The organism is Duganella sp. GW822-FHT06D06, assembly GCF_058799615.1.
In genome coordinates, this window is record NZ_JBXALQ010000006.1 from 251,502 (window position 1) to 270,394 (window position 18,893).

Below are 18,893 nucleotides of genomic sequence, written 5' to 3' on the forward strand. Positions count from 1 at the left end.
GCGTCTCTCAGGAGTTGGTGGCGTTCATGCCGGCGATCAGGCCGAGCGCGGTGCTCAGTTCATCGAAATGCGCGGTGGGGCAGTTGCGCAGCAGGTCTTTGCTGATCTGCTCCGCCACCACGACGGCGTTGTTCAGCAGTTCGCGGCCGGTGTCGGTGATGGCGGCGTAGGCCACGCGGGCGTCGCGCGGATCCTGCTGGCGTTCGACCAGGCCGATTTTCTCCAGCGGCAGCAGGGTGCGGGTGACGCCGGATGCGGTCAGGCCCTGGCGTTCGGCCAGGTCGACCCGGCGCAGGCGGCCGCCGGGCGCGCGGTTCAGGTAGTGCAGCAGCATGAAGTCGCCGAAGCTGATGCCGTGGTAGCCGCCCAGCACCTGGTCGAGCCGGCGCACCAGCGCCGCCTGTGCGCGCGCCAGCCGCAGCGCAAATTCCAGGCTGGGACTGATGTCGGCCGGGGTGTTGTCAATAATTTCGTTCATACTGTGCTCCGTTGTCAATTAATTCTTGATTAATGCTTGAGTAAACAAGTATATCTCAACCAATTGAGGAAGCAAGCCTTTTTTATCAGCTGATATAATTGCGGGATGAACGATACTACCCAACTCCCTCCATTGCCGGATCGTCTGTCGATTGATCCGCGCAGCAAATTCCACGTTGCCGCCGTGTTCGAACACGATGTGGGCATCCGTTTTAACGATAAAGAACGCCTGGACGTTGATGAGTACTGCATCAGCGAAGGCTGGATCAAGGTCCCGGCCGGCAAGAGCCTGGATCGCTTCGGTAACCCGATGCTGATCAAGCTCAAGGGCAAAGTCGAAGCCTTCTATCGTTAATCCAACCGATGCAATAAAAAAACCACCTGCCTGAACGAGTTCAGCACAGGTGGTTTTTTTTTGCTGGAGCGATCAGAAGCGGTGGTTGTACTCCGCGGTGAAGCGCATCTGGCGTTCCGGGGCGCGTCCCAGCACCTGGTTGTAGTACCCGCTGACCGTGCCCGGACCCGAGTTGTAGCCAGGCTGCGTGGCCAGGTCGGTCTGCTGGTTCAGCAGGTTGAACACGTCCGCCTTCAAGCTCAGGCCCTTGAGCCAGCGCGGCATGTAGGTGACGTTCAGCGCCAGCCGCACATCGGTCGGCAGGGTGCCGGCGCTGCCGCGCGGCGCCAGCTTCTCGTCGCAATAGAAGGTGGCGGAACCGTACCAGCCGGCCGGGTTGTTGTTGACGTCGAGCGCCTTGGGCAGGTTGCCGATGCAGGACTTCGGTGCGCCGGTGGCGATGTTGAGGTTGCCGCCTACGCGCCATTCCGGGGTCAGCTCATAGTAGCCATACGCCTTCAGCACCTGCGTGTGGTTGTTGGGCAGCAGGCCGTTGGCGCCGGTCATCAGCTCCGGATAGTCGAAGGCGGTGGTGGCGGCCAGGTCGGCCTGGCCGATGTCGGACGCCACCTGGCCTTCCATATTGCCGCGGCTGCGCGACAGCGTGTAATTGACCTTGCCGTACCAGCCATCGCGCAGCGGATGCTCAAGGAAGAAGTCCAGCGCCGTGTAGATGCGCTCCACTTTCGGCAGGCCGATGTCGTCGGCCGTCAGCGGGATGGTCACCAGCTTGCCGTCGCCACGCAGGTCCAGCTCCAGGGTGTTGTCGCGGCCCGGATTGATCAGCAGGCACGGCATCCGGTATTTGCTGGCGTCGATCTTGTTGCGCTTGGCCCAGGCATCCACCGGTCGCTGGTCGCACCAGTCCTCGATGGTGCTGCGCAGCGTGCGGTAGGTGAACTTGGCGCCGGCCGTGTAGGCCGGCGTCAGCGCCGCCTCGATGCCCAGCGCCAGTTCATCCTGGTAGGTGGCGCCCAGACTGCTGGCCGCCACCTGGTGCGGATCCTTGGCCTGGCCCCACTCGTTGCCGCCCGAGACCTGCGGGCTGATTTCGGTCAGGCCGGTCGGCACGCCGGTCTTGGGATCGACGCCGGTGTAGGTGAAGTAGTGGTCGATGTGCACCGGATTGCCGGCCAGGCGCATTGCCACGCTGGTCGGAATCTGCAGGTGGTAGCGGCCGGCGTTGGCGAACAGCTTCATGCTGCTGTCGCCGCGCACGTCCCACGACGCCCCCAGGCGCGGCGCCAGCATGTGGCGCTGCTCGGCATACGGCACGCCGAAGCTGTTCTTGTTGGTGAACTGTTCGTTGCGCAGTCCCAGGTCCAGCAGCAGCGTGTTGGTGATCTGCCAGCGATCCTGAATGTATTGCGCGCTCTGGTCGGTCTGCGGCGAGGCCGAGTCGCTCTGGTGGTATTCGTTCACATAGTAGCCCTGGGCGCCGTAGCCGCCGCCGGATGCCGGCGAACGGCCGCCCGGCACCTTTGCATTCGGATCGGACGCGCGGAAGTAAGTCCAGCTGCCGCCACCGGCCAGCGAGGAACCGTTGATCGACGAAACGTCGTTGCGGTCGAGACCGGCGCGTAGCGCATGGTCGCCCAGCTTGTACTCGACGTCCAGCCGCAGCGTGGATTGCTTGTCTTCCGCGTTGGCCACCTGGATGGTGCCGCCTATCGGCTGCGGGTTGTTGTAGGTCAGCCCCGGCACCTGCGCGCTCGCCTGGGCGATGATCTGGTACACACCCGGCACATAGCCTTCCTGGCTTTGCGGATAGGTCGATTTGAAACGGCCGGCCAGCGCGGTCACGGTCAGGCGGTCGGTCAGGTAGCCGGTGTATTTCAGGATCGAGTCGTTGGTGATGGCGCCGTCGCCCGTCACGCCGCTGGCGCGCGTGTTGTTGCGCTGTAGCGTGGCGTAGCTGAAGCCGTAGTTCTGCTGGGTCTTCTTGTTCTCGTCGTGGATCTGGGTGAATTCGAGACGGTGGTTGTCGTTGATGTTGTAGTCCAGCTTGAGCATGTAGCGCGGCGTGCGGGTCTCGCGCTCGGTCCAGCCGTTGGTCTTGTTGACCGAATCGGAATCCTTGCTGATGTAGCCGGTGCTGAAGCGGTCCTGTTCCAGGTTGGCGAACATGAACAGCTTGTCCTTGATCAGCGGCCCGCCGACATAGACGCTGCCGAAAACGTCGGTGGCGTTGTTGGCGCCGCGATAGGTCAGCAGCTTGCCGTCGGTGGCGGGGTTGACGCCGGTCTGCGGATAGTAGGTGTCCTCCGGTTTGGCGCGCAGCCAGTTGGGCGTGTACTGCAACACCGCGCCGGCATCCCAGTGGTTGGTGCCGCTCTTGGTGGTGATGTTGACCACGCCGCCGGTGGAGCGGCCGAATTCGGCGCTGTAGCCGCCTTGCAGGATCTGCGCTTGGGCGATGGCGAAGAACGGCAGCGTGGTCGAGCCGATCTGCTTGTACACATTGGTGACCGGGAAGCCGTTGATGTAGTACGAGTTCTCCGACACGCCGGCGCCGCCGAAGCTGTCGCCGCCGATGCGCGGATTGCCGCGCGAGGTGCCGGGCGCCAGCTGGATGATGCCCGACAGGCTTTGCGCCACCGGCAGCGCCGCCAGTTCGCGCGCGGTGAACACGGCGCCGTTGTTGGTGTTGCTGACGTCGATGCTGCGGCGGCGGCCGGTGACGGTGACCGCCTGCACGCTGTCGAACGAGGCGTCGACACCTTGGCCGATCAAGGCTTCCACTTCCAGCGTGCGTTCGACTTCATCGCCGCGCATCAGCATGACCTTGTAGATACCGGGCTGCATGGAGGTGGCCTGATAGCGTCCGCTGGCGTCGGGATAGACGGTGCGGCGCGCGCCGGTGGCCGTGTTCTCCAGCACCACGCTGGCTCCCTTTGCGTTGGCTATCTGGCCGAAGATGGTGCCGGTGGCGTTCGATTGCGCGTAGGCTGGTGCGACCAATCCGCCTGACAAAAGGGCGCCGCCGAATGCCAGTGCGAGGGCGTGGGCGACGAGTGTCATCCGGGTGCGCTGGGTGGATTTCTTCATGATGTCTCCTGATCGTTATTATGATGATCGGCTGCCGCAGGCAGCCGATGGAGACATACTAGGCAAGGCGGGGATTGCAATCTAATGAATGTTTAGCCACTACCATTGCTGAAAACGATATGCATTAATTTGGAAGCGTGACCTGCAACGGCGCCTTGCCATCCCACGCCCGATCCAGCACGGTCTTGCCGTTCAGGCGCACCAGCACGCGTTGCGCTTGCTGGCCCGGTCGCAGTCGCGTGGTCACCAGGTCGAGGCCTTCGCCCTGGTCGCCCGCACCGAACGCGCGTATGCGCCGCAAGGCCATGCGCGGCCAGCCCTTGGGCAAACGCGGCGCGAAACTGAAGCTGCGCAAGCCGGTCGCCTCGATGCCGAACAGGCCTTCCGTCATCACCCGCGCATACAGGCCGCTTTCCGCCGACAGGTGGCGTTGCTGGCCTTCCGGCCACGCCTCCACCGCATACGGCACGTGCTCGCCCAGCAGGCGGCGGCCGGAGTAGTAGCGCAGGTAGGGCATGCTGCGTTCCAGTTCGCCCGCCTTCAGCAGGCCGCGCAGCGTGTACAACGTGGCGCGGTCCCAGAAGGTCTTGTCGCCGGCTTCGGTCAGCACGCCGTTTTCAGACCACAACTGCGGCGACAGCAACGCATCGATGGTGCCGCGCTGGCGTTCCGTGATGCCGAACGCCAGCGGCAGCGCGATCCACGCGCGCAGCTTGTCGTTGCCGGCGTAGTAGCGGTAGGTGTCGTAGCCGCCGATGCTGGCGCCGAAGTAGCGTTCGATGGCGGCACGCTGGTTCTGCGCCTCCTGCTGGAGCGCGGCGGCGCGCGGCTGGTCGCCCAGCGCCGCGTTCAGGCGCGCGGCGCCGGTCAGGCCGCCGTAGGCCAGCACGTTGGTCGACAGGTTGGCTTTGCCGGCCGGGAAGCGGCCCTCCAGCTCATCGCTGTCGGAATGGACGATGCCGTCGGCGTCGCGCTGGCGGCGGGTGAATTCCAGGCACCAGTCGATCAAGGGCAGCAGCTGGCGCGCGGTGCCGGCGTCGCCCTGCGCCAGTGCGAACTGGCTGGCGCCATAGGAAATCATGGCGCAGTCGCCACGGTCGCCGGCGCCGTTCCAGTAGCCGCGTCCCTCGGCGATGATGGAGGAGGGCAGCGGCTTGTATTCCGGATTCATGTAGCGCGCGAACAGGCCGAAGCTGGTGAGCGCGCTCTGCACGGCGGCGCGGTCGCCCAGGTAGGGGAAGAAGGGATTGACGTATTCTGCCTGGTCGTTGGCCCAGACGGCGGCGTAGTAGCGGGTGCCGCCCGGTCCGTGCAGCAGGCCGCCGCGGGTGGCGAACACGCTTTCGGCGGCGCGCACTTTGGAGAAGGCGAACATGGCGTCGAGCACCGGGTCCGGCGTTTCCAGCACCAGGTCGCCGCGCCACTGCGCCACCTTGCGGGCGCGCGCCTGCAAGGCTTCCTCGCCGTCCACGTACACCATTTCGTTTTGCAGGCGGCCGCTGACGATCACGTCCACGAGCACGCGCGCGCCCGGCGCCAGCGTGCCTTCGCGCGCCTGCGACTGCACCGCGATCACGTAGGCGCCATGGGTGCCGCGGTCGGCGGGCGTGGTCTCGCTGTTGTCCAGCGCCGCGAAGCTGTAGCGGCGCGCTGTCTTGCCGTGGTTGACCAGTTCCAGCCGCTCCACCAGCGCCGGCTCGTCCGGCGACGGCGTCAGCGTGCGGGTCAGCAGCAGGCCAGGCGCCAGCCGGGATTGCAGGCTTAGGCGACCGTCGAAGCGCACTTGCTGCAGATGCTCGGCGGCGGCCGGCACGCCGTCGATCGTGATGGCGGGCGTGGCCTCGGGGCCGAACTTGCGTATCAGGCTGGCGTGCGTGTCGTCCGGGATGGTGCGCAGCATCGGCCACACCACGGTGCGTGTCAGCAGCAGCGTGCCGTCGGCCTGGCTGCCGTAGTCGATCACCGCCGATACCTGGCGGCCGCTCATCTCCAGTTGATCGCGATGGGTGTCGCCGACTTGCCAGCGGATCGCGTTGCCGTCGATCTGCCAGCGCGGCGTAAAGGCTGGCGGCGCGGCTTGCGCGAGGCTGGCCGCAAATAGCGCGGTGGCCAGGGCGGCGGCCATGGTGGTCGTGCGCGTGCGTAATGTGCTTTGCATGGTGTGGTGCTCCTTATTTCGCAGGCGTGGCTGGGCGGATGATGGCGGTCCAGCCGCCGCCTGGCGCCAGGCGCATGGTGAGGCGGCTGGCACGCGTCACGTCGGCGCTGCCGGCCTGCACGTCGGTGGCGAAGATCGCCGCGTTCGGGCCGTCCTCCATGCTGCTCATCTGGTAGCTGCCTTCGCCCAGGAAGGACAGGTCGAGCGCCAGTTCGCGGCCATCGGCGCCGGTCATGGCGCCCACGTACCAGGTATCGCCGTGGCGGCGCGCCATGGCCACGTAGCGGCCCAGTTCCGCGTGCAGCACGCGGCTTTCGTCCCACTCCACCGGCACCTGGCGGATGAAGGCCAGCGACGATGGATTGGCGCGGTATTGCGACGGGCTGTCGGCCAGCATCTGCAAGGGGCTTTCATAGATCACGTACATCGCCAGCTGGTGCGCGCGCGTGCCCTGGCTCATGGGACGGTCGAAGCTGGCCACGAAGTCCTTGCGGTGGGCGTTGCTCATGGCGCCGGGGGTGTAGTCCATCGGCCCTGCGAACATGCGGATGAAGGGCACGGTGACATCGTGCTCCGGGGTTTGCTTGTCGCTCCACTTGTCGTTCTCCAGACCCTTCACGCCTTCGAAGGTGAGCACGTTGGGCCAGGTGCGATGCAGCCCGCTGGGTTTGAAATTGCCGTGGAAGTCCACCAGCAGCTTGCGCGCCGCCGCTTCGCGCGCCACGCGTTCGTAGTAGTTGACCATCCACTGGTCGGCGCGCTGCATGAAGTCGACCTTGATGCCGGCCGCGCCCCAGCGCGCAAACTGGTCCAGCGCCGCCTTCATCTGGGTGTCCAGCGTTTTCCATGACACCCACAGGATGATGCCCACGCCGCGTTCCCTGGCATGCGCCATCAGCGCTGGCATGTCGATCGCCGGCTTGACCGCCAGCAGGTCGCCCAGCTCATACCAGCCTTCGTCCATGATGATGTATTCGAGGCCGTTCTCCGCCGCGAAGTCGATGTAGTGGCGATAGGTGCGGGTGTCGACGCCGGACTTGAACGGCACGTTGTACAGGTGGTTGCCGTTGTACCAGTCCCACGCCACCTTGCCCGGCTTGATCCAGTCGGTTTGCTTCAGCTCCTGGGCATCGGCCAGCAGGTAGGGCATCTGGTTCAGCAGCAGGCCGCCGGCGTCGGCGGCGATGCCCATGATGCGCCACGGGTAGGCGCGGGTGCCGGCGGTGCGCGCGATGTAGGGCGCTTCCTGCGTCACCGGCACGTTGCGGTCGTCGCGCGCGGTGTCGGCCAGCGCCACTTTCGGGAACACGGCGCGCAGGCCGTCCGCCTCGCCGTGCAGGTACATGCCGGGATAGTCGCGCAGGCCGGATTCGGTCAGCACCAGGTGGGTGCCGCCGCTGCGCACCAGCGCCGGCACGCCGACCAGTTTGCCGGCCGCCTCGCTGATGGCCAGCGGCTGGTAATAGTGCTCGTTATGCGACTGCATCGACTTTTCCTGCGGCCAGTACAGCGTGTCCTGCGGCCGCACGTGGACGCCCGCCAGTTCGTCCTCCACCGTCACCTGGCCGGGCAGCTCGGTGCGGAAGCGGTAGGCGATGCCTTCGTCGTAGGCGCGCACTTCCAGCGAGTAGCCGCCGGCGAAGTCCAGCCGCAGGGCGTTGTAGTGGTCGCGCACCTGGCGCGATTTCTGCGCCACCACCGGGCGCACCGTGGTGTCGATGCTGGTGCGCTGTTGCCTGGTCAGGCGCGGATGCTGGCCCAGCGTGCCGATGCCGCTCAGTTTCAGGCCGATGGTGGTGGGCAGCACCAGCTGGGTGTCGCGGTGGTTGACCGCCAGCGTCAGCTGCTCGTCGGTGTCGATGGTGACGCGCAGCTGGCGGTCGGGCGAATTCAGTTCCAGCAGGTTGGCCGCGTGGCTGGCCAGCGGCGCGATCAGGAGCAGTGCGCCGAGGCGGCGCGCAAAGGATAGGTGGTTCAAGGCAGTCTCCATATAGGTGTTTTTGGCATGCTAAGGGCGCGAGGCCATAGCAGTCCATTCACCTTTTATGCGCTTGCCATATCGAATACGGCAAGGCTGGTCGACGCCTGGCGGCGTATCGCTTGCAGCAGCAGCTCGGCGCCCGGCGACAGCAGGCGGTCGCGCCGGCGGATGATGCCGTAGGGGTCCATCTGGCAGGCCAGTTCGATCGGCAGCACCGTCAGCAGGCCCAGTTCCTGGTAGCGCAGGGCGACGTCGGCCGACATCACGTTCAGCGCGTCGCTCATTTGCAGCATGCTGGTGATCAGCACGATCTCGCTGGTGTCGACCACGTCGCCCGGCGGCTCCAGGCCGGCGTTGTGGAACTGCTGGTCGAAGCGCTGGCGCAGGATGCTGCCGGGCGGCGGCATGATCCACGGCGCCGACGCCAGCTCGTGCAGCGCGAGCCGTCCGCGCGCGGCCAGCGGGTGGCCGATGCGCGCCACCACCACCACCGGTTCGGCCGCCAATTCCTCGTATTGTAGGTCGGCGCTGTCGGACAGGCCGGTCATGCGCGCCAGCAGGAAATCGAAGTTGCCGCGTTGTAGGCGTTCGAGCAGCACCACGCTCGATTCGACCTGCACGCCGATGCGCAACAGCGGCGCCAGTTTCTTGATCCGCGTGATGGCGCAGGGCAGCAGCCGCATGGCCGGCGTCATGATGCTGCCGACGTCGACCTGGCCGGCCAGGCCGGCCCGCAGCGCGACGATGTCCTCATGCGCGCGCGCCAGGCTGGTGAGCGCCATGCGGGCGTGGCGTATCATGCTCTCGCCGTAGATGGTCGGTTCCATGCCGCGCGGCAGGCGCTCGAACAGCGCGATGCCGAGCATGTCCTCGAGTTCCTTGAGCTGCTTGGAGGCGGCCGGCTGGGTCATGCACAGGACTTCGGCCGCGCGCATCAGTGTGCCTTCGTCGTCCAGCGCGATCAGCAATAGCAGCTGGCGGGTTTTCAGCCGCGCGCGCAGGAACCAGTTTGGGTTTGGCGCGTCCATGGCGTCTCCGTTGTCATTATAAGAAAATTATACGGGGCGGAGCCATAGCCGTTCAATGATGTAATCGAGGCCATTGATATCGAAATCGGCATAGTGCCGATGGGGCGGGGACGCTGAATGCGAAACGGCCCGGCCGAAAAATCGACCGGGCCGTCCGTGACCGCGCAGGGGGCGTTTAATGCCCCTGCGGTTCGCCACGCAATTTGTCCAGCATCTGCAAGGTCGTCGGCAGCAGGTTCATGATGCCGTGATACGCACAGTATTCACAAAATGCTTCTTCCGGACTCATGGCGGTGATGCTGGCGTCCGAGTGTCCGCGACGGCGCAGTGCGCGTAAGCAGGCTGCGTCCATATTCCTTGCGTTCATGCGCTGATTCCCTTTCGATTGGTTCCAGGTGGGTTGGGATGATGTCTCAGCGCAATTATATGCTCAAAATAGTGCTATGTGGCAACTATATTGGGTTATTTTAAGATCCGGGGCTATTTTGTCATGGCGGCGGCCTGCGGCAAGGCCGCCGCCGCCGTTGTGTTGCGGTTCAGGCGCCACAGCAAGGCCAGGCCGACCAGCGAGGTGCCGACCACGACGAAACCCACCACATCGAAATGCTGCAACTTGCCGCTCGCGCCCTGGGTGACGATATGGCCGGCCAGCACCGACGCCACGCCGCCCGACAGCTGCTGGATCGAGGCGCTGATGGCGTTGAAGGAGCCGCGCTGGGTTTGCGCCGGCACGCCCGTCATCATGGCCTGGAACGGGATCATGCGCGAGAAGATGCCGATGAACATCACAGTGTTGATGACGATGAGCACCGCTACCGAGGTCACGCCCAGATGGGTGTAGACCAGCACCATGGCGATGGTCAGCATGGTGCCGAACATGAACACGCGGAACTTGCCGACCGTGTCCGCCAGCTTGCCGATCATCGGGCCGATGAAGATGGTGCACAGGCCGGTGACCAGGTAAACCGTCGGCAGGTGGGACAGGTCGATGCCCAGGTTGTTGACGATGTAGGCGCTGCTGAACGGCATCAGCATGAAGCCGCCGGTGGTCAGCAGGGCGGTGGTGGCGAAGGCCAGCAGGTAGCGCCGCTCGGTGACGGTGTGGAACAGGTGCAGCCAGGCGCCGTGCTCCTGCGGCTTGCCGAGGTGGGCGTTGACCGGTTGCAGCTTCCACGCCACCAGCAGGCCGCCGGTCATGCCGAAGGCGGCCATGGCGACGAAGGGGACGTGCCAGTTCCAGTGGCTCGACAGGTAGATGCCGGCCGGGATGCCCAGCACCTGGCTGGCGGCAAACGCGGTCTGGATGTAGCCCATGACGCGGCCGCGCAGTTGCGGCGGGAACAGGTCGCTGGCAATGGCCAGCACGATGGAGCCGATCACGCCGCCGAACAGGCCGGTGACGATGCGCGCCGCCAGCAGCGACTCATAGCTTTGCGCCATGCCGCACCACAGCGTGCCGAGGATGAAGCCGGTGTAGAAGAACAGCAGCAGCTGCTTGCGGTCGAAGCGGTCGGCGAAACCGGCCGTCAGCAGGCCGGACGCGCCGGCGCTGAAGGCGTAGGCCGACACCACCAGGCCGAACTGCCGGGGGCCGATGTTCAGGGCCGGCATGATGACCGCGCCGAGCGGCGACATCAGCATGAAATCGAGGATGACGGCGAACTGCAGGAAGGCCAGCATCGCCACCACGGTTTTTTGATAGCCACTGAACGGCGTCGCCACGGGTTTGGTCATGTGTTCTATTCTTTGTTGGGGCGGCAGTAGGCGCCGCGGTCTTTGTGGAATTGGGCGCGCTCTTCGGGCGTCATCGCCTGCCAGCGCTGCCAGCGTTCGCGGCCATAGTGGCCGCCGCCGTGGCGTCCGCGGAAGCCGCCGAACAGAATCCGGCATAGTACCAGCAGGCCGAGCGCGCGCCAGTAGTCGATTTGCATGCTGCCGGCGAACACGCCGGGCATGACCGAGTTCCATAACATCATCACCACCCAGGCCAGCGCGGCCACCCCCACGAGGATCAGCGGCAGGAACAGCAGTTTCCTTTTCATTTCAGTCACTCCTTTCTTTCATTTCATTCGTTGTCGTACAGGGTTTGCAAGCGCGTGCGCAGATACAGGACGGCGTAGCGTTTGCGGGCCAACAGGGTGTTGATGGACAAGCCGCTTTGCGCGGCCATTTCTTTGAAGCTGGCGCCGTCCAGTTCGTGCGCGATGAACACTTCGCGCTGGTTGGCCGGCAGTTCTTCCAGCGCCGTTTGCAGTTCGGCCAGCAGCGTCGAGCGCGCGTAGGCGTCTTCCGGGCTGCCGTCGGGCGAGGGCAGCAGCAGGTCGAGGCGGCAGTCCTCGCCGTCGTCGGCGGCCATGTCGTCGAGCCGCACTTCCTTCTTCTTGCGGAAGCGGTCGATGATGCGGTTGCGCGCCACCCGGAACAGCCAGGCGCTGACTTGCTCGATCGGCTCCGGCAGGCGGTAGGCCTGGACGAATTCGTAGAACACATCTTGCAGGATGTCGTCCGCGTCGGTGGGGTCGCTGACGCGGCGCCGGATAAAATTCCCGAGACGAGACCGCTCCCGCAGTACGGTGGCAGCGATATCCTGTTCGGTGCTTGAATTCGGTGGTGTCATGGCTTTGCAGACGGCTCACGACTCAGCATATTGTGCCAAATTGGAACTTTTTACGATCAGTCGGTGATTTGTGCGCTGACCTTCCAGCAGGCGGCCGTAAAGCGGACCTCCTCGCCATGCACGTAAGGCTCGAAGCTGGCGCGCACGGCTTGCGCCACCTGCTGGCGGGTGTGTTCGTCCGCCGTTTGCAGCGCGCGGCCTACCGGGCCGAGCTGGGTCAGGTATTGGTATAGCCGGTTTTCCGGGAAGATGCAAACCACGTCCAGCGGCTCGATGTCGATCGCGCGCCAGCCGCTTTGCTCGAGGATGGCGTGCAGGCGCTGCCGGTTGGACAGGCCGAACTGGCCGGGTTCGTCGGGCCGGCGGAGCGGCAGGCCGGGCAGCAGGTGGGCCGCGCTGCGCTCGGCGGCGGTCATGAAGGGATTTTCCTCGGGACTGCGCCAGACGATGGCGTGCAAGGTCGCGTGATCGCGCGCCGCCTGCCGCAGGTTGCCGAAGGCGGCCACGGGATCGTCGAAGAACATCAGGCCGAAGCGGGAGACGATGGCGTCGAAGGTGGCGGGTTCGAAGGCGTGCTGTTGGGCGTCGTCGAGGATGTAGCTGAGGTTGGGCTGCTGGCCTCTGGCAGCGGCGGCGGCCAGCATCGGCGCGGAGACGTCGATGCCGGTGCAGTGGCCGTCCGGGCCGAGCCGGCGCGCGATGGCGTGGACGATGCTGCCGGTGCCGCAACCGACGTCCAGCACCCGGCGCGCCTCGGCGGGGATGGCATCGACGATCAAGTCCTCGATGGGCTGGTACATCCGGTCGAGCATGTCTTGCGCGGCGACCCAGGTGTTACCGGCTGCGCCGTTCCATAGTGATGCGTCCATGATGTGTCCTCTCGCTTGTCTTCAAAAAGTGAAAGTGCTACTGTGCCACTTCAAGTCAACTTGAGGTCAAGCGATGGCGAGTCTGGACATAGCCGAAGTGGCGCGGATATCGGGCATGCCGGCATCCACGTTGCGATTTTACGAGGAAAAGGGATTGATCGCCCCGATCGGCAGGCGCGGCTTGCGCCGCCATTACGATGCGGGCGTGGTCGAGCGCCTGGCGTTGATCGCGCTGGGCCGCGCCTCCGGCTTTACGCTCGACGAGATCGCCGGCATGTTCGGCGCCGACGGCGACCTGCGCATCGACCGCCACCTGCTGAGCGCCAAGGCGGACGACCTGGACCGCACCATCAGGAAACTCACCACCATGCGCGACGGCCTGCGGCACGCGGCCGTGTGCAAGGCTGCCAGCCACATGGAATGCCCTACCTTTCGGCGGATCTTGCGGATCGCGGCCAGGGCGTAGGGAGGTTTTCCCGCGCCGGAGCGAGAAAACCGTCATTTTCAGCGCATGAGACCAGTCCCCGCTATCTTTCCTCTGTGTAAGTTTTACACTTATAAGATAAAATTGCTATTTTTAGAATTTCTCGAGGGAATGCATTGTTTTCAAATAAGAATATTCGGTTGTGGCGCGCGGCGGCGATCGGGGTGTCATGCCTGCTTGCCGCCTGCGGTGGCGGTGGATCGTCCAATTCCAGTTCCAATCCCGTTACTTCGGTGCTCGATCCGGCACCCGGATTTTCGGTCAGCGTAGATCGTACCCAGCTGTATTTCTCTGGCGATGAGGGCAGTGTGCTCGCTTCCCAGGTCGTCCTGGGTACGGGCAGCGGCACCAGTATGCCGACGAACGTCTATTTCGGCGGTCAGGATCTGGGCACGGCCATCGACCGTGTGGAAGCCAATATTAATGGTACGCAAGCGCAGTTCAGGGTGTATCCCAAAAAAGCATTGGCGGCGGGGGCGTTTGCCGGCACGCTGAGGCTTTCGATGTGTGCTGACATGCAATGCACCCAGCACTTTAAGGGGTCGCCGGCCGACGTCTCTTATACCGTTAGCATCGCCAAAGGCTTAAAGGTATTGCCGGCCACCGTGGATGTGAGTGCGCTAGCCGGGACCACGGGCTCCGCTGCGGTGACCGTGCAGTTGCCGGTCGGCGCGAGCAGTTTTGCCGCCACGACCAAGACCCCTTGGCTGCAGATCGCGAATATCACAAGCAGTGGCATGAAGATTGTCGCCGCGCTCAAGGCGCCGGGCTCTTATCTCGGGTTGGTCAATGTCAGCGCCGCCGGCCGTCAGACGACCATTCCGGTGTACTACACCGTCACCGCCGACGCATCCACTGTGACTAATATTGTGCCTGACCGCACCAGCCTGGACTTCTCCGCGACTACGGGGTACGCCGGCGGCGTACGGCGGTTGATGGTGACTTTGCCGGCCTGGGCACAAGCCCTGACCAGCAGTGTGCGTTATCGCACTGCCGAAGCCAACTGGCTGACCGTCACACCAGGCGCTGCCGGCACCTTGAACATCGTTGCGTCGGCGGCCATGCTGGCGCCGGGTATCTACCAGGCCGACTTGGTGCTGAGCGGCGGCACTGATGTGCTTCCCTTCAATGTGCCGGTCAGTCTGAATGTACTTCCGGCGAATTGGAGCGTCGCCGGCACGTCTACTTTTACGGTCAACGCCGCCACCACGCAGAGCGGCTTGAACGGACAGATCAGCATCGACATTCCGAACTTGCCGGTGCAGAATTGGCGGGCCAGCACCAACGCCAGTTGGCTGGTGCTGTCGCGTACCAGTGGTTCGCTGCGCACCGACAAACTGGGCGTATCGGTGAATATGCCAGAAATGTTGAAGCTGGCCAACCACCGTGCCCATACGGCCGACATCACCTTGAGCTTGCCCGGCGGCATGGTCGCGGCGACCAAGTTCACGGTCACTCTGGACAAGAAGCTGCCAGAGCTGAATTACATCAGCCCCCATACCCGCCTTCCTGGCGAGTCCGGCAATTACATCGTGCGCGGCAGTGGTTTTGACGCGATTGGCGATCTGAGCCAGGTATTGCAAGTGACCGGTGCCACGCCAGCCAAAGTTGTGCGCGTCAACGACACGCAGTTCGAGCTGAGCCTGCCGGCGGCGGTGGGCGACGCCACGTTTACTTTGCCTGATACCCTGGGCGTCAAGTCCGGCATTGTGACGCTGAAGACGGTGCCTCAGCCATCTATCGCCTACGCGGCGGTGGCGGCGCAGGGTAGCAAAGGTGGCATGGTCTTCGATCCCGAGCGGCAGGCGGTGTTCACCATAAATAAAACGCTGGGTTCGCTGATGCGTTTCAGCAAGAGTGGAGCGAGCTGGAATGTCAGTAGTGTGCCTGCCGGGAATGCCGACGCGGTGGTGATTTCTCCCGACGGCAAGAGTCTGGTAGTGACTGTCACCACCGGGCAGATCAAATTGTTCGATCCGGCCACGCTCGCCGAGCAGGGCAGCTTTAAGGCCGCCTATGTCAACGGTGACACAGTAAACAGTCTGCCGCGCATTGCGATGCGCAACGATGGCAAAGCATTGTTTAGCGGATATTCCGGAGTTCAGGGCGGTGACGCTTCCATGGGGTATTTTGACTTGGTCAGTCTTGGCTTTGGCAATATCGGCGGACCCTATGGCTTTGCCTGGGCGGTGGCTTCCGGTGATGGATCGCACATCAATATTGTACAATCATCAAGCTATTCGTCGAGTTTTTCGATGGTGTCACTGGAGAGCAGCGACTTAGTTGGTAAAGTGGCGCCAGGCGGGTTGACCGCCTGGTATGAGGGCGCACAGAGTCTGCGCGGTGAGCGGTTTGCGGAAGGCACTAGTGTGGTCTGGGACCGCGACTTCAATATGATCGGCAAGGCGGTGATCCCGGGTAACGATTATTTCGGCCGCACGCCGGTTTTTTCGCCGGACGGCAAGCGGCTGTACGTGATGGCTTATGACCGCGATGTGATGTATGGGGGGACGACAAACAAGCCGCGCGTCTATGTCTTCGATAGCAGCACGCGCATGGTGACCAGTACCGACTTGCCGCTGCTTGGTTTCTTTGAACTGCAGGACTACCCGACCTGCACAGTTAGAGATTATGGCTGTGATACGCGCGCGCTGGGTACAATCAGCCCGGATGGCAAGACCTTGTTCTTCCTTGGCGATGCCCGCTTGGTTGTAGCTCCCATTCCGGTCATTTCAGGTGGCAGGGCTCCGGTCATGCGGCGACTCGTTCTGCCCCCATCTCGCTAAATTTCAGCGACGCCAAATACAAAAGCCCCCGCTGGCACCGATCTCGATCAGGCCATCGGGGGCTTTTTAGCAGGACGGCCTGGCGGTCGCGGCCGTGTGCAAGGCCGCCAGCCACATGGAATGCCCTACCTATCGGCGGATCTTGCGCATCGCGGCCAAGGCGTAGGGACGTTTTCCTGTGCCAGAGTCAGAAAGCCGTCATTCTCGGTGCATGAAACCAGCCCGCGACATTTCCCATTTTTGTAGATTGATACACTTGTAAGGTAAAATTATCATTTTTAGAATTTCCTTAAGGAATGCATTGTTTACTTACAAGAAGAATCGGCTGTGGCACGTGGCGGCGATCGGAGTGTCATGCCTGCTTGCCGCTTGCGGTGGCGGCGGATCGTCCAGTTCCAATTCCAATTCCAATTCCAATCTCATTGTTTCGGTGCCTGATCCGGCACCCGGATTTTCGGTCAACGTAGATCGTACCCAGCTGCGCTTCGCTGGCGATGAAGGCAGTGTGCTCTCGTCCCAGGTAGTACTGGGTACGGGCAGCGGCGCCACCGTGCCGACGACGGCCTTTTTCGGCGGCCTGGATCTGGGTACCGCTATCGATCGTGTGGAAGCCAGTATTAATGGTACACAAGCGCAGTTCAGGGTGTATCCCAAAAAAGCGCTGGCAGTGGGGGAGTATGCCGGCACGCTGAGGCTGTCGATGTGTGCTGATACGCAGTGCATCCAGCACTTTAAGGGGTCGCCGGTCGACGTATCTTATACCGTCAGCATCGCCAAAGGCTTGAAGGTGTTGCCTGCTACCGTGGCTCTGAGTGCACTTGCCGGGTCCACGGGCTCCGTTGCGGTGACCGTGCAGTTGCCGGGCGGCGCAAGCAGTTTTACTGCCACGACCAAGACACCCTGGCTGCAGATTGAGAATATCTCAAGCAGTGGCATGAGGATCGTCGCCGCGCTCAAGGCTCCGGGCTCTTACCTCGGACTGGTCGATATCAGCGCCGCCGGCCGCCAGACGACCGTGCCGGTGTTTTACACCGTCACCGCCGCCCCATCCTCTGTGACCAATATTACGCCTGACCGTACCAGCCTCGACTTCTCCGCGCCCGCGGGCTACGCCAGCGGCAACCAGCAATTGAAGGTGGTTTTGCCGGCCTGGGCACAGGCCCTGACCAGCACTGTGCAGTATCGCAGCGCCGAAACCAACTGGCTGGCCGTCACGCCAGGCGCTGCCGGCGCCTTGAGCATCGTCGCTTCTGCGGCCAAGCTGGGCCCCGGTCTGTATCGGGCCGACTTGGTGCTGAACGGCGGCGCTGAAGTGCTTCCTGTCACCGTGCCAGTCAACCTGAACGTCCTTCCGGCGGAATGGACGGTCGCCGGTACGTCTACTTTCACGGTCAACGCTGCCAGCACTCAAAGTAGCTTAAACGGACAGATCAGCATCGACATTCCGAACATGCCGGGGCAGAACTGGCAGGCCAGCAGCAACGCCAGTTGGCTGGTGCTGTCACGTACCAGTGGTTCGGTGCGTACCGATAAACTGGGTGTATCGGTGAATATCGCAGAAATGCTGAAGCTGGCCAACAACCGTGCCCACGCTTCCGATATCACCTTGAGCCTGCCGAATGGTCTTGCCGCGGCGACCAAGTTCACGGTCACGCTGGACAAGAAGCTGCCTGAGCTGAATTACGTCAGCCCGCATACCCGCCTTCCCGGGGAGTCCGGCAATTACATCGTACGCGGCCGAGGCTTCGACGCGATTTCCGATCTGGGTCAGGTGTTGCAGGTGACAGGCACCACGCCCACCAGAATTGTGCGCGTCAACGACACGCAGTTCGAGCTGAGCCTGCCGGCGGCAGTGGGTGACGCCACGTTTGCTCTGCTCAATGGCCTGGGCGGCAAATCCGGCACGGTGGCGCTGAAGACAGTATCGCAACCATCTATCGCCTACGCGGTGGTGGCGGCGCAAGGTAGCAAGGGTGGCCTGGTTTTTGATTCCGAGCAGCAGGCGGTGTTCACTGTAAATAAAACTTTGGGTTCGCTGATGCGCTTCAGCAAGAGCGGCGTGAGCTGGAATATTAGCAGCGTACCGGTCAAGGGTGCCGACGCGGTGGCGATATCCCCCGACGGCAAGAGTCTGATCGTGACTGTCACCTCCGGGCAGATCAAGCTGTTCGATCCGGCCACGCTGGCCGAACAGGGAAGCTTTAAAGCCGGCAGTGTCTGGGGCGATAAGTGGAACTCCCTGCCGAGCATCGTGGTGCGCAATGACGGTAAGGTCCTATTTAGCGGCTATTCCGGAGTTCAGGACGATGGCGGCTCCATGTCGTATTTTGACTTGGTCAGTCATGGCTTTGGCAATATCGGCGGCGTCTATGGCTTTGGCTGGGCGGTGGCTTCCGGTGATGGATCGCACATCATTATCGTGCAATCGGCTAGTTACTCACCGCAGCCGCCGATGGTGTCTCTGGACAGTAGCGACCTGGTTGCGAAAGCGGTGCCCGACAGCAGGGGCTTCTGGTTCGAGGGCGCCCAAAGTCTGCGCGGCGAGCGCTTTGCGGAAGGCACTGATACGGTATGGGACCGCGATTTCAATATGGTCGGCAAGGTGGTGATCCCGGATCGTACTTACTTCGGCCGCACGCCAGTATTCTCGCCGGACGGCAAGCGGCTGTACGTGATGGCTTACGATAGCAGCGGGCTTTACGCTGGGTCAACCAGCAAGCCGCGTGTCTATGTCTTCGACAGCAGCGCGCGCATGATAACCAGTACCGACTTGCCGCTGCTTGCTTCCTTTGATCTGCAGGATTACCCGACCTGCAACACCAGCGATTCTGAGTGCGACACGCGCGCGCTGGGTACTATCAGCCCGGACGGCAAGACCTTGTTCTTCCTTGGAGATGCCCGCTTGGTCGCGGTTCCCATCCCAGTCATTTCCGGCAGAAGAGCTCCGGTCATGCGGCGACTCGTTCTGCCAGCATCGCGTTAAATTTCAGCGACGTCAAATGCAAAAGCCCCCGTTGGCACTGATCTCGATCAGGCCAGCGGGGGCTTTTT

At 63.3% G+C, this 18,893-nt stretch carries 14 protein-coding genes and 1 pseudogene; 5 read left to right on the forward strand and 10 right to left on the reverse strand.

Going from position 1 to position 18,893, the window contains the following annotated elements:
- Nucleotides 1–7: 7 nt before the first annotated feature.
- Nucleotides 8–478, reverse strand: coding sequence for a MarR family winged helix-turn-helix transcriptional regulator (locus AC1RMD_RS13840; RefSeq protein WP_492927188.1), 471 nt, complete (start codon nucleotides 476–478; stop codon nucleotides 8–10).
- Between the two features lie 105 nt (nucleotides 479–583).
- Here AC1RMD_RS13840 and AC1RMD_RS13845 point away from each other — a divergent pair, with 105 nt between their 5' ends.
- Nucleotides 584–832 carry a DUF3297 family protein gene (locus tag AC1RMD_RS13845; protein ID WP_026335271.1) on the forward strand — a complete coding sequence of 83 codons (249 nt, stop codon included), beginning with the start codon at nucleotides 584–586 and terminating at the stop codon, nucleotides 830–832.
- Nucleotides 833–904: 72 nt separating this feature from the next.
- On the opposite strand, the gene AC1RMD_RS13850 is transcribed toward AC1RMD_RS13845, so the two are convergent.
- The 9 genes from AC1RMD_RS13850 to AC1RMD_RS13890 all read right to left on the reverse strand — a co-directional run bounded on the left by AC1RMD_RS13850 (nucleotide 905) and on the right by AC1RMD_RS13890 (nucleotide 12,572).
- Nucleotides 905–3,919, reverse strand: a complete 3,015-nt coding sequence (locus AC1RMD_RS13850; RefSeq protein ID WP_492927189.1) for a TonB-dependent receptor — start codon at nucleotides 3,917–3,919, stop codon at nucleotides 905–907.
- A 124-nt stretch (nucleotides 3,920–4,043) separates the two neighbouring features.
- Nucleotides 4,044–6,077, reverse strand: a complete 2,034-nt coding sequence (locus AC1RMD_RS13855) for a glucosidase family protein (RefSeq protein WP_492927190.1) — start codon at nucleotides 6,075–6,077, stop codon at nucleotides 4,044–4,046.
- Nucleotides 6,078–6,090: 13 nt separating this feature from the next.
- A complete protein-coding gene (locus AC1RMD_RS13860; RefSeq protein WP_492927191.1) occupies nucleotides 6,091–8,055 on the reverse strand; it encodes a glycoside hydrolase family 97 protein in 1,965 nt (654 codons plus the stop codon).
- Nucleotides 8,056–8,120: 65 nt separating this feature from the next.
- Nucleotides 8,121–9,086 carry a LysR family transcriptional regulator gene (locus AC1RMD_RS13865; protein ID WP_492927192.1) on the reverse strand — a complete coding sequence of 322 codons (966 nt, stop codon included), beginning with the start codon at nucleotides 9,084–9,086 and terminating at the stop codon, nucleotides 8,121–8,123.
- Between the two features lie 175 nt (nucleotides 9,087–9,261).
- A complete protein-coding gene (locus tag AC1RMD_RS13870) occupies nucleotides 9,262–9,453 on the reverse strand; it encodes a hypothetical protein (protein ID WP_492927193.1) in 192 nt (63 codons plus the stop codon).
- A 113-nt stretch (nucleotides 9,454–9,566) separates the two neighbouring features.
- On the reverse strand, nucleotides 9,567–10,820 hold the full coding sequence (locus AC1RMD_RS13875) for an MFS transporter (RefSeq protein ID WP_492927194.1): 1,254 nt from the start codon (nucleotides 10,818–10,820) through the stop codon (nucleotides 9,567–9,569).
- Nucleotides 10,821–10,825: 5 nt separating this feature from the next.
- The gene (locus tag AC1RMD_RS13880; protein WP_020706023.1) at nucleotides 10,826–11,128 is read right to left on the reverse strand and encodes a hypothetical protein; all 303 of its coding nucleotides are present in this window, start codon (nucleotides 11,126–11,128) and stop codon (nucleotides 10,826–10,828) included.
- 23 nt (nucleotides 11,129–11,151) lie between these two features.
- Nucleotides 11,152–11,703, reverse strand: coding sequence for an RNA polymerase sigma factor (locus tag AC1RMD_RS13885; RefSeq protein ID WP_492927195.1), 552 nt, complete (start codon nucleotides 11,701–11,703; stop codon nucleotides 11,152–11,154).
- A 56-nt stretch (nucleotides 11,704–11,759) separates the two neighbouring features.
- A complete protein-coding gene (locus tag AC1RMD_RS13890) occupies nucleotides 11,760–12,572 on the reverse strand; it encodes a class I SAM-dependent methyltransferase (protein WP_492927196.1) in 813 nt (270 codons plus the stop codon).
- Between the two features lie 73 nt (nucleotides 12,573–12,645).
- Between AC1RMD_RS13890 and AC1RMD_RS13895 the strand changes: the two genes are divergently transcribed.
- The 4 genes and pseudogenes from AC1RMD_RS13895 (at nucleotide 12,646) to AC1RMD_RS13910 (ending at nucleotide 18,825) form a co-directional block, all read left to right on the forward strand.
- Entirely contained in the window at nucleotides 12,646–13,038 is a 393-nt protein-coding gene (locus AC1RMD_RS13895; protein ID WP_492927197.1) for a helix-turn-helix domain-containing protein, read from the forward strand.
- 134 nt (nucleotides 13,039–13,172) lie between these two features.
- Nucleotides 13,173–15,842 carry a hypothetical protein gene (locus tag AC1RMD_RS13900; RefSeq protein WP_492927198.1) on the forward strand — a complete coding sequence of 890 codons (2,670 nt, stop codon included), beginning with the start codon at nucleotides 13,173–13,175 and terminating at the stop codon, nucleotides 15,840–15,842.
- Between the two features lie 70 nt (nucleotides 15,843–15,912).
- Nucleotides 15,913–16,008 (forward strand): annotated as a pseudogene (locus tag AC1RMD_RS13905) (MerR family transcriptional regulator); the annotation flags it as partial.
- Between the two features lie 135 nt (nucleotides 16,009–16,143).
- Complete coding sequence (locus AC1RMD_RS13910) at nucleotides 16,144–18,825, forward strand: hypothetical protein (RefSeq protein ID WP_492927199.1); 2,682 nt, start codon at nucleotides 16,144–16,146, stop codon at nucleotides 18,823–18,825.
- Nucleotides 18,826–18,893 lie beyond the last annotated feature (68 nt).

Excerpts from the sequence above, each read along its gene's own strand:
- AC1RMD_RS13885 (WP_492927195.1), bottom strand. The coding sequence starts at position 11,703 with ATGACACCACCGAATTCAAGCACCGAACAGGATATCGCTGCCACCGTA.
- AC1RMD_RS13845 (WP_026335271.1), top strand. The coding sequence starts at position 584 with ATGAACGATACTACCCAACTCCCTCCATTGCCGGATCGTCTGTCGATT.
- AC1RMD_RS13875 (WP_492927194.1), bottom strand. The coding sequence starts at position 10,820 with ATGACCAAACCCGTGGCGACGCCGTTCAGTGGCTATCAAAAAACCGTG.
- AC1RMD_RS13880 (WP_020706023.1), bottom strand. The coding sequence starts at position 11,128 with ATGAAAAGGAAACTGCTGTTCCTGCCGCTGATCCTCGTGGGGGTGGCC.
- AC1RMD_RS13895 (WP_492927197.1), top strand. The coding sequence starts at position 12,646 with ATGGCGAGTCTGGACATAGCCGAAGTGGCGCGGATATCGGGCATGCCG.
- AC1RMD_RS13890 (WP_492927196.1), bottom strand. The coding sequence starts at position 12,572 with ATGGACGCATCACTATGGAACGGCGCAGCCGGTAACACCTGGGTCGCC.
- AC1RMD_RS13850 (WP_492927189.1), bottom strand. The coding sequence starts at position 3,919 with ATGAAGAAATCCACCCAGCGCACCCGGATGACACTCGTCGCCCACGCC.
- AC1RMD_RS13840 (WP_492927188.1), bottom strand. The coding sequence starts at position 478 with ATGAACGAAATTATTGACAACACCCCGGCCGACATCAGTCCCAGCCTG.
- AC1RMD_RS13865 (WP_492927192.1), bottom strand. The coding sequence starts at position 9,086 with ATGGACGCGCCAAACCCAAACTGGTTCCTGCGCGCGCGGCTGAAAACC.
- AC1RMD_RS13855 (WP_492927190.1), bottom strand. The coding sequence starts at position 6,077 with ATGCAAAGCACATTACGCACGCGCACGACCACCATGGCCGCCGCCCTG.
- AC1RMD_RS13870 (WP_492927193.1), bottom strand. The coding sequence starts at position 9,453 with ATGAACGCAAGGAATATGGACGCAGCCTGCTTACGCGCACTGCGCCGT.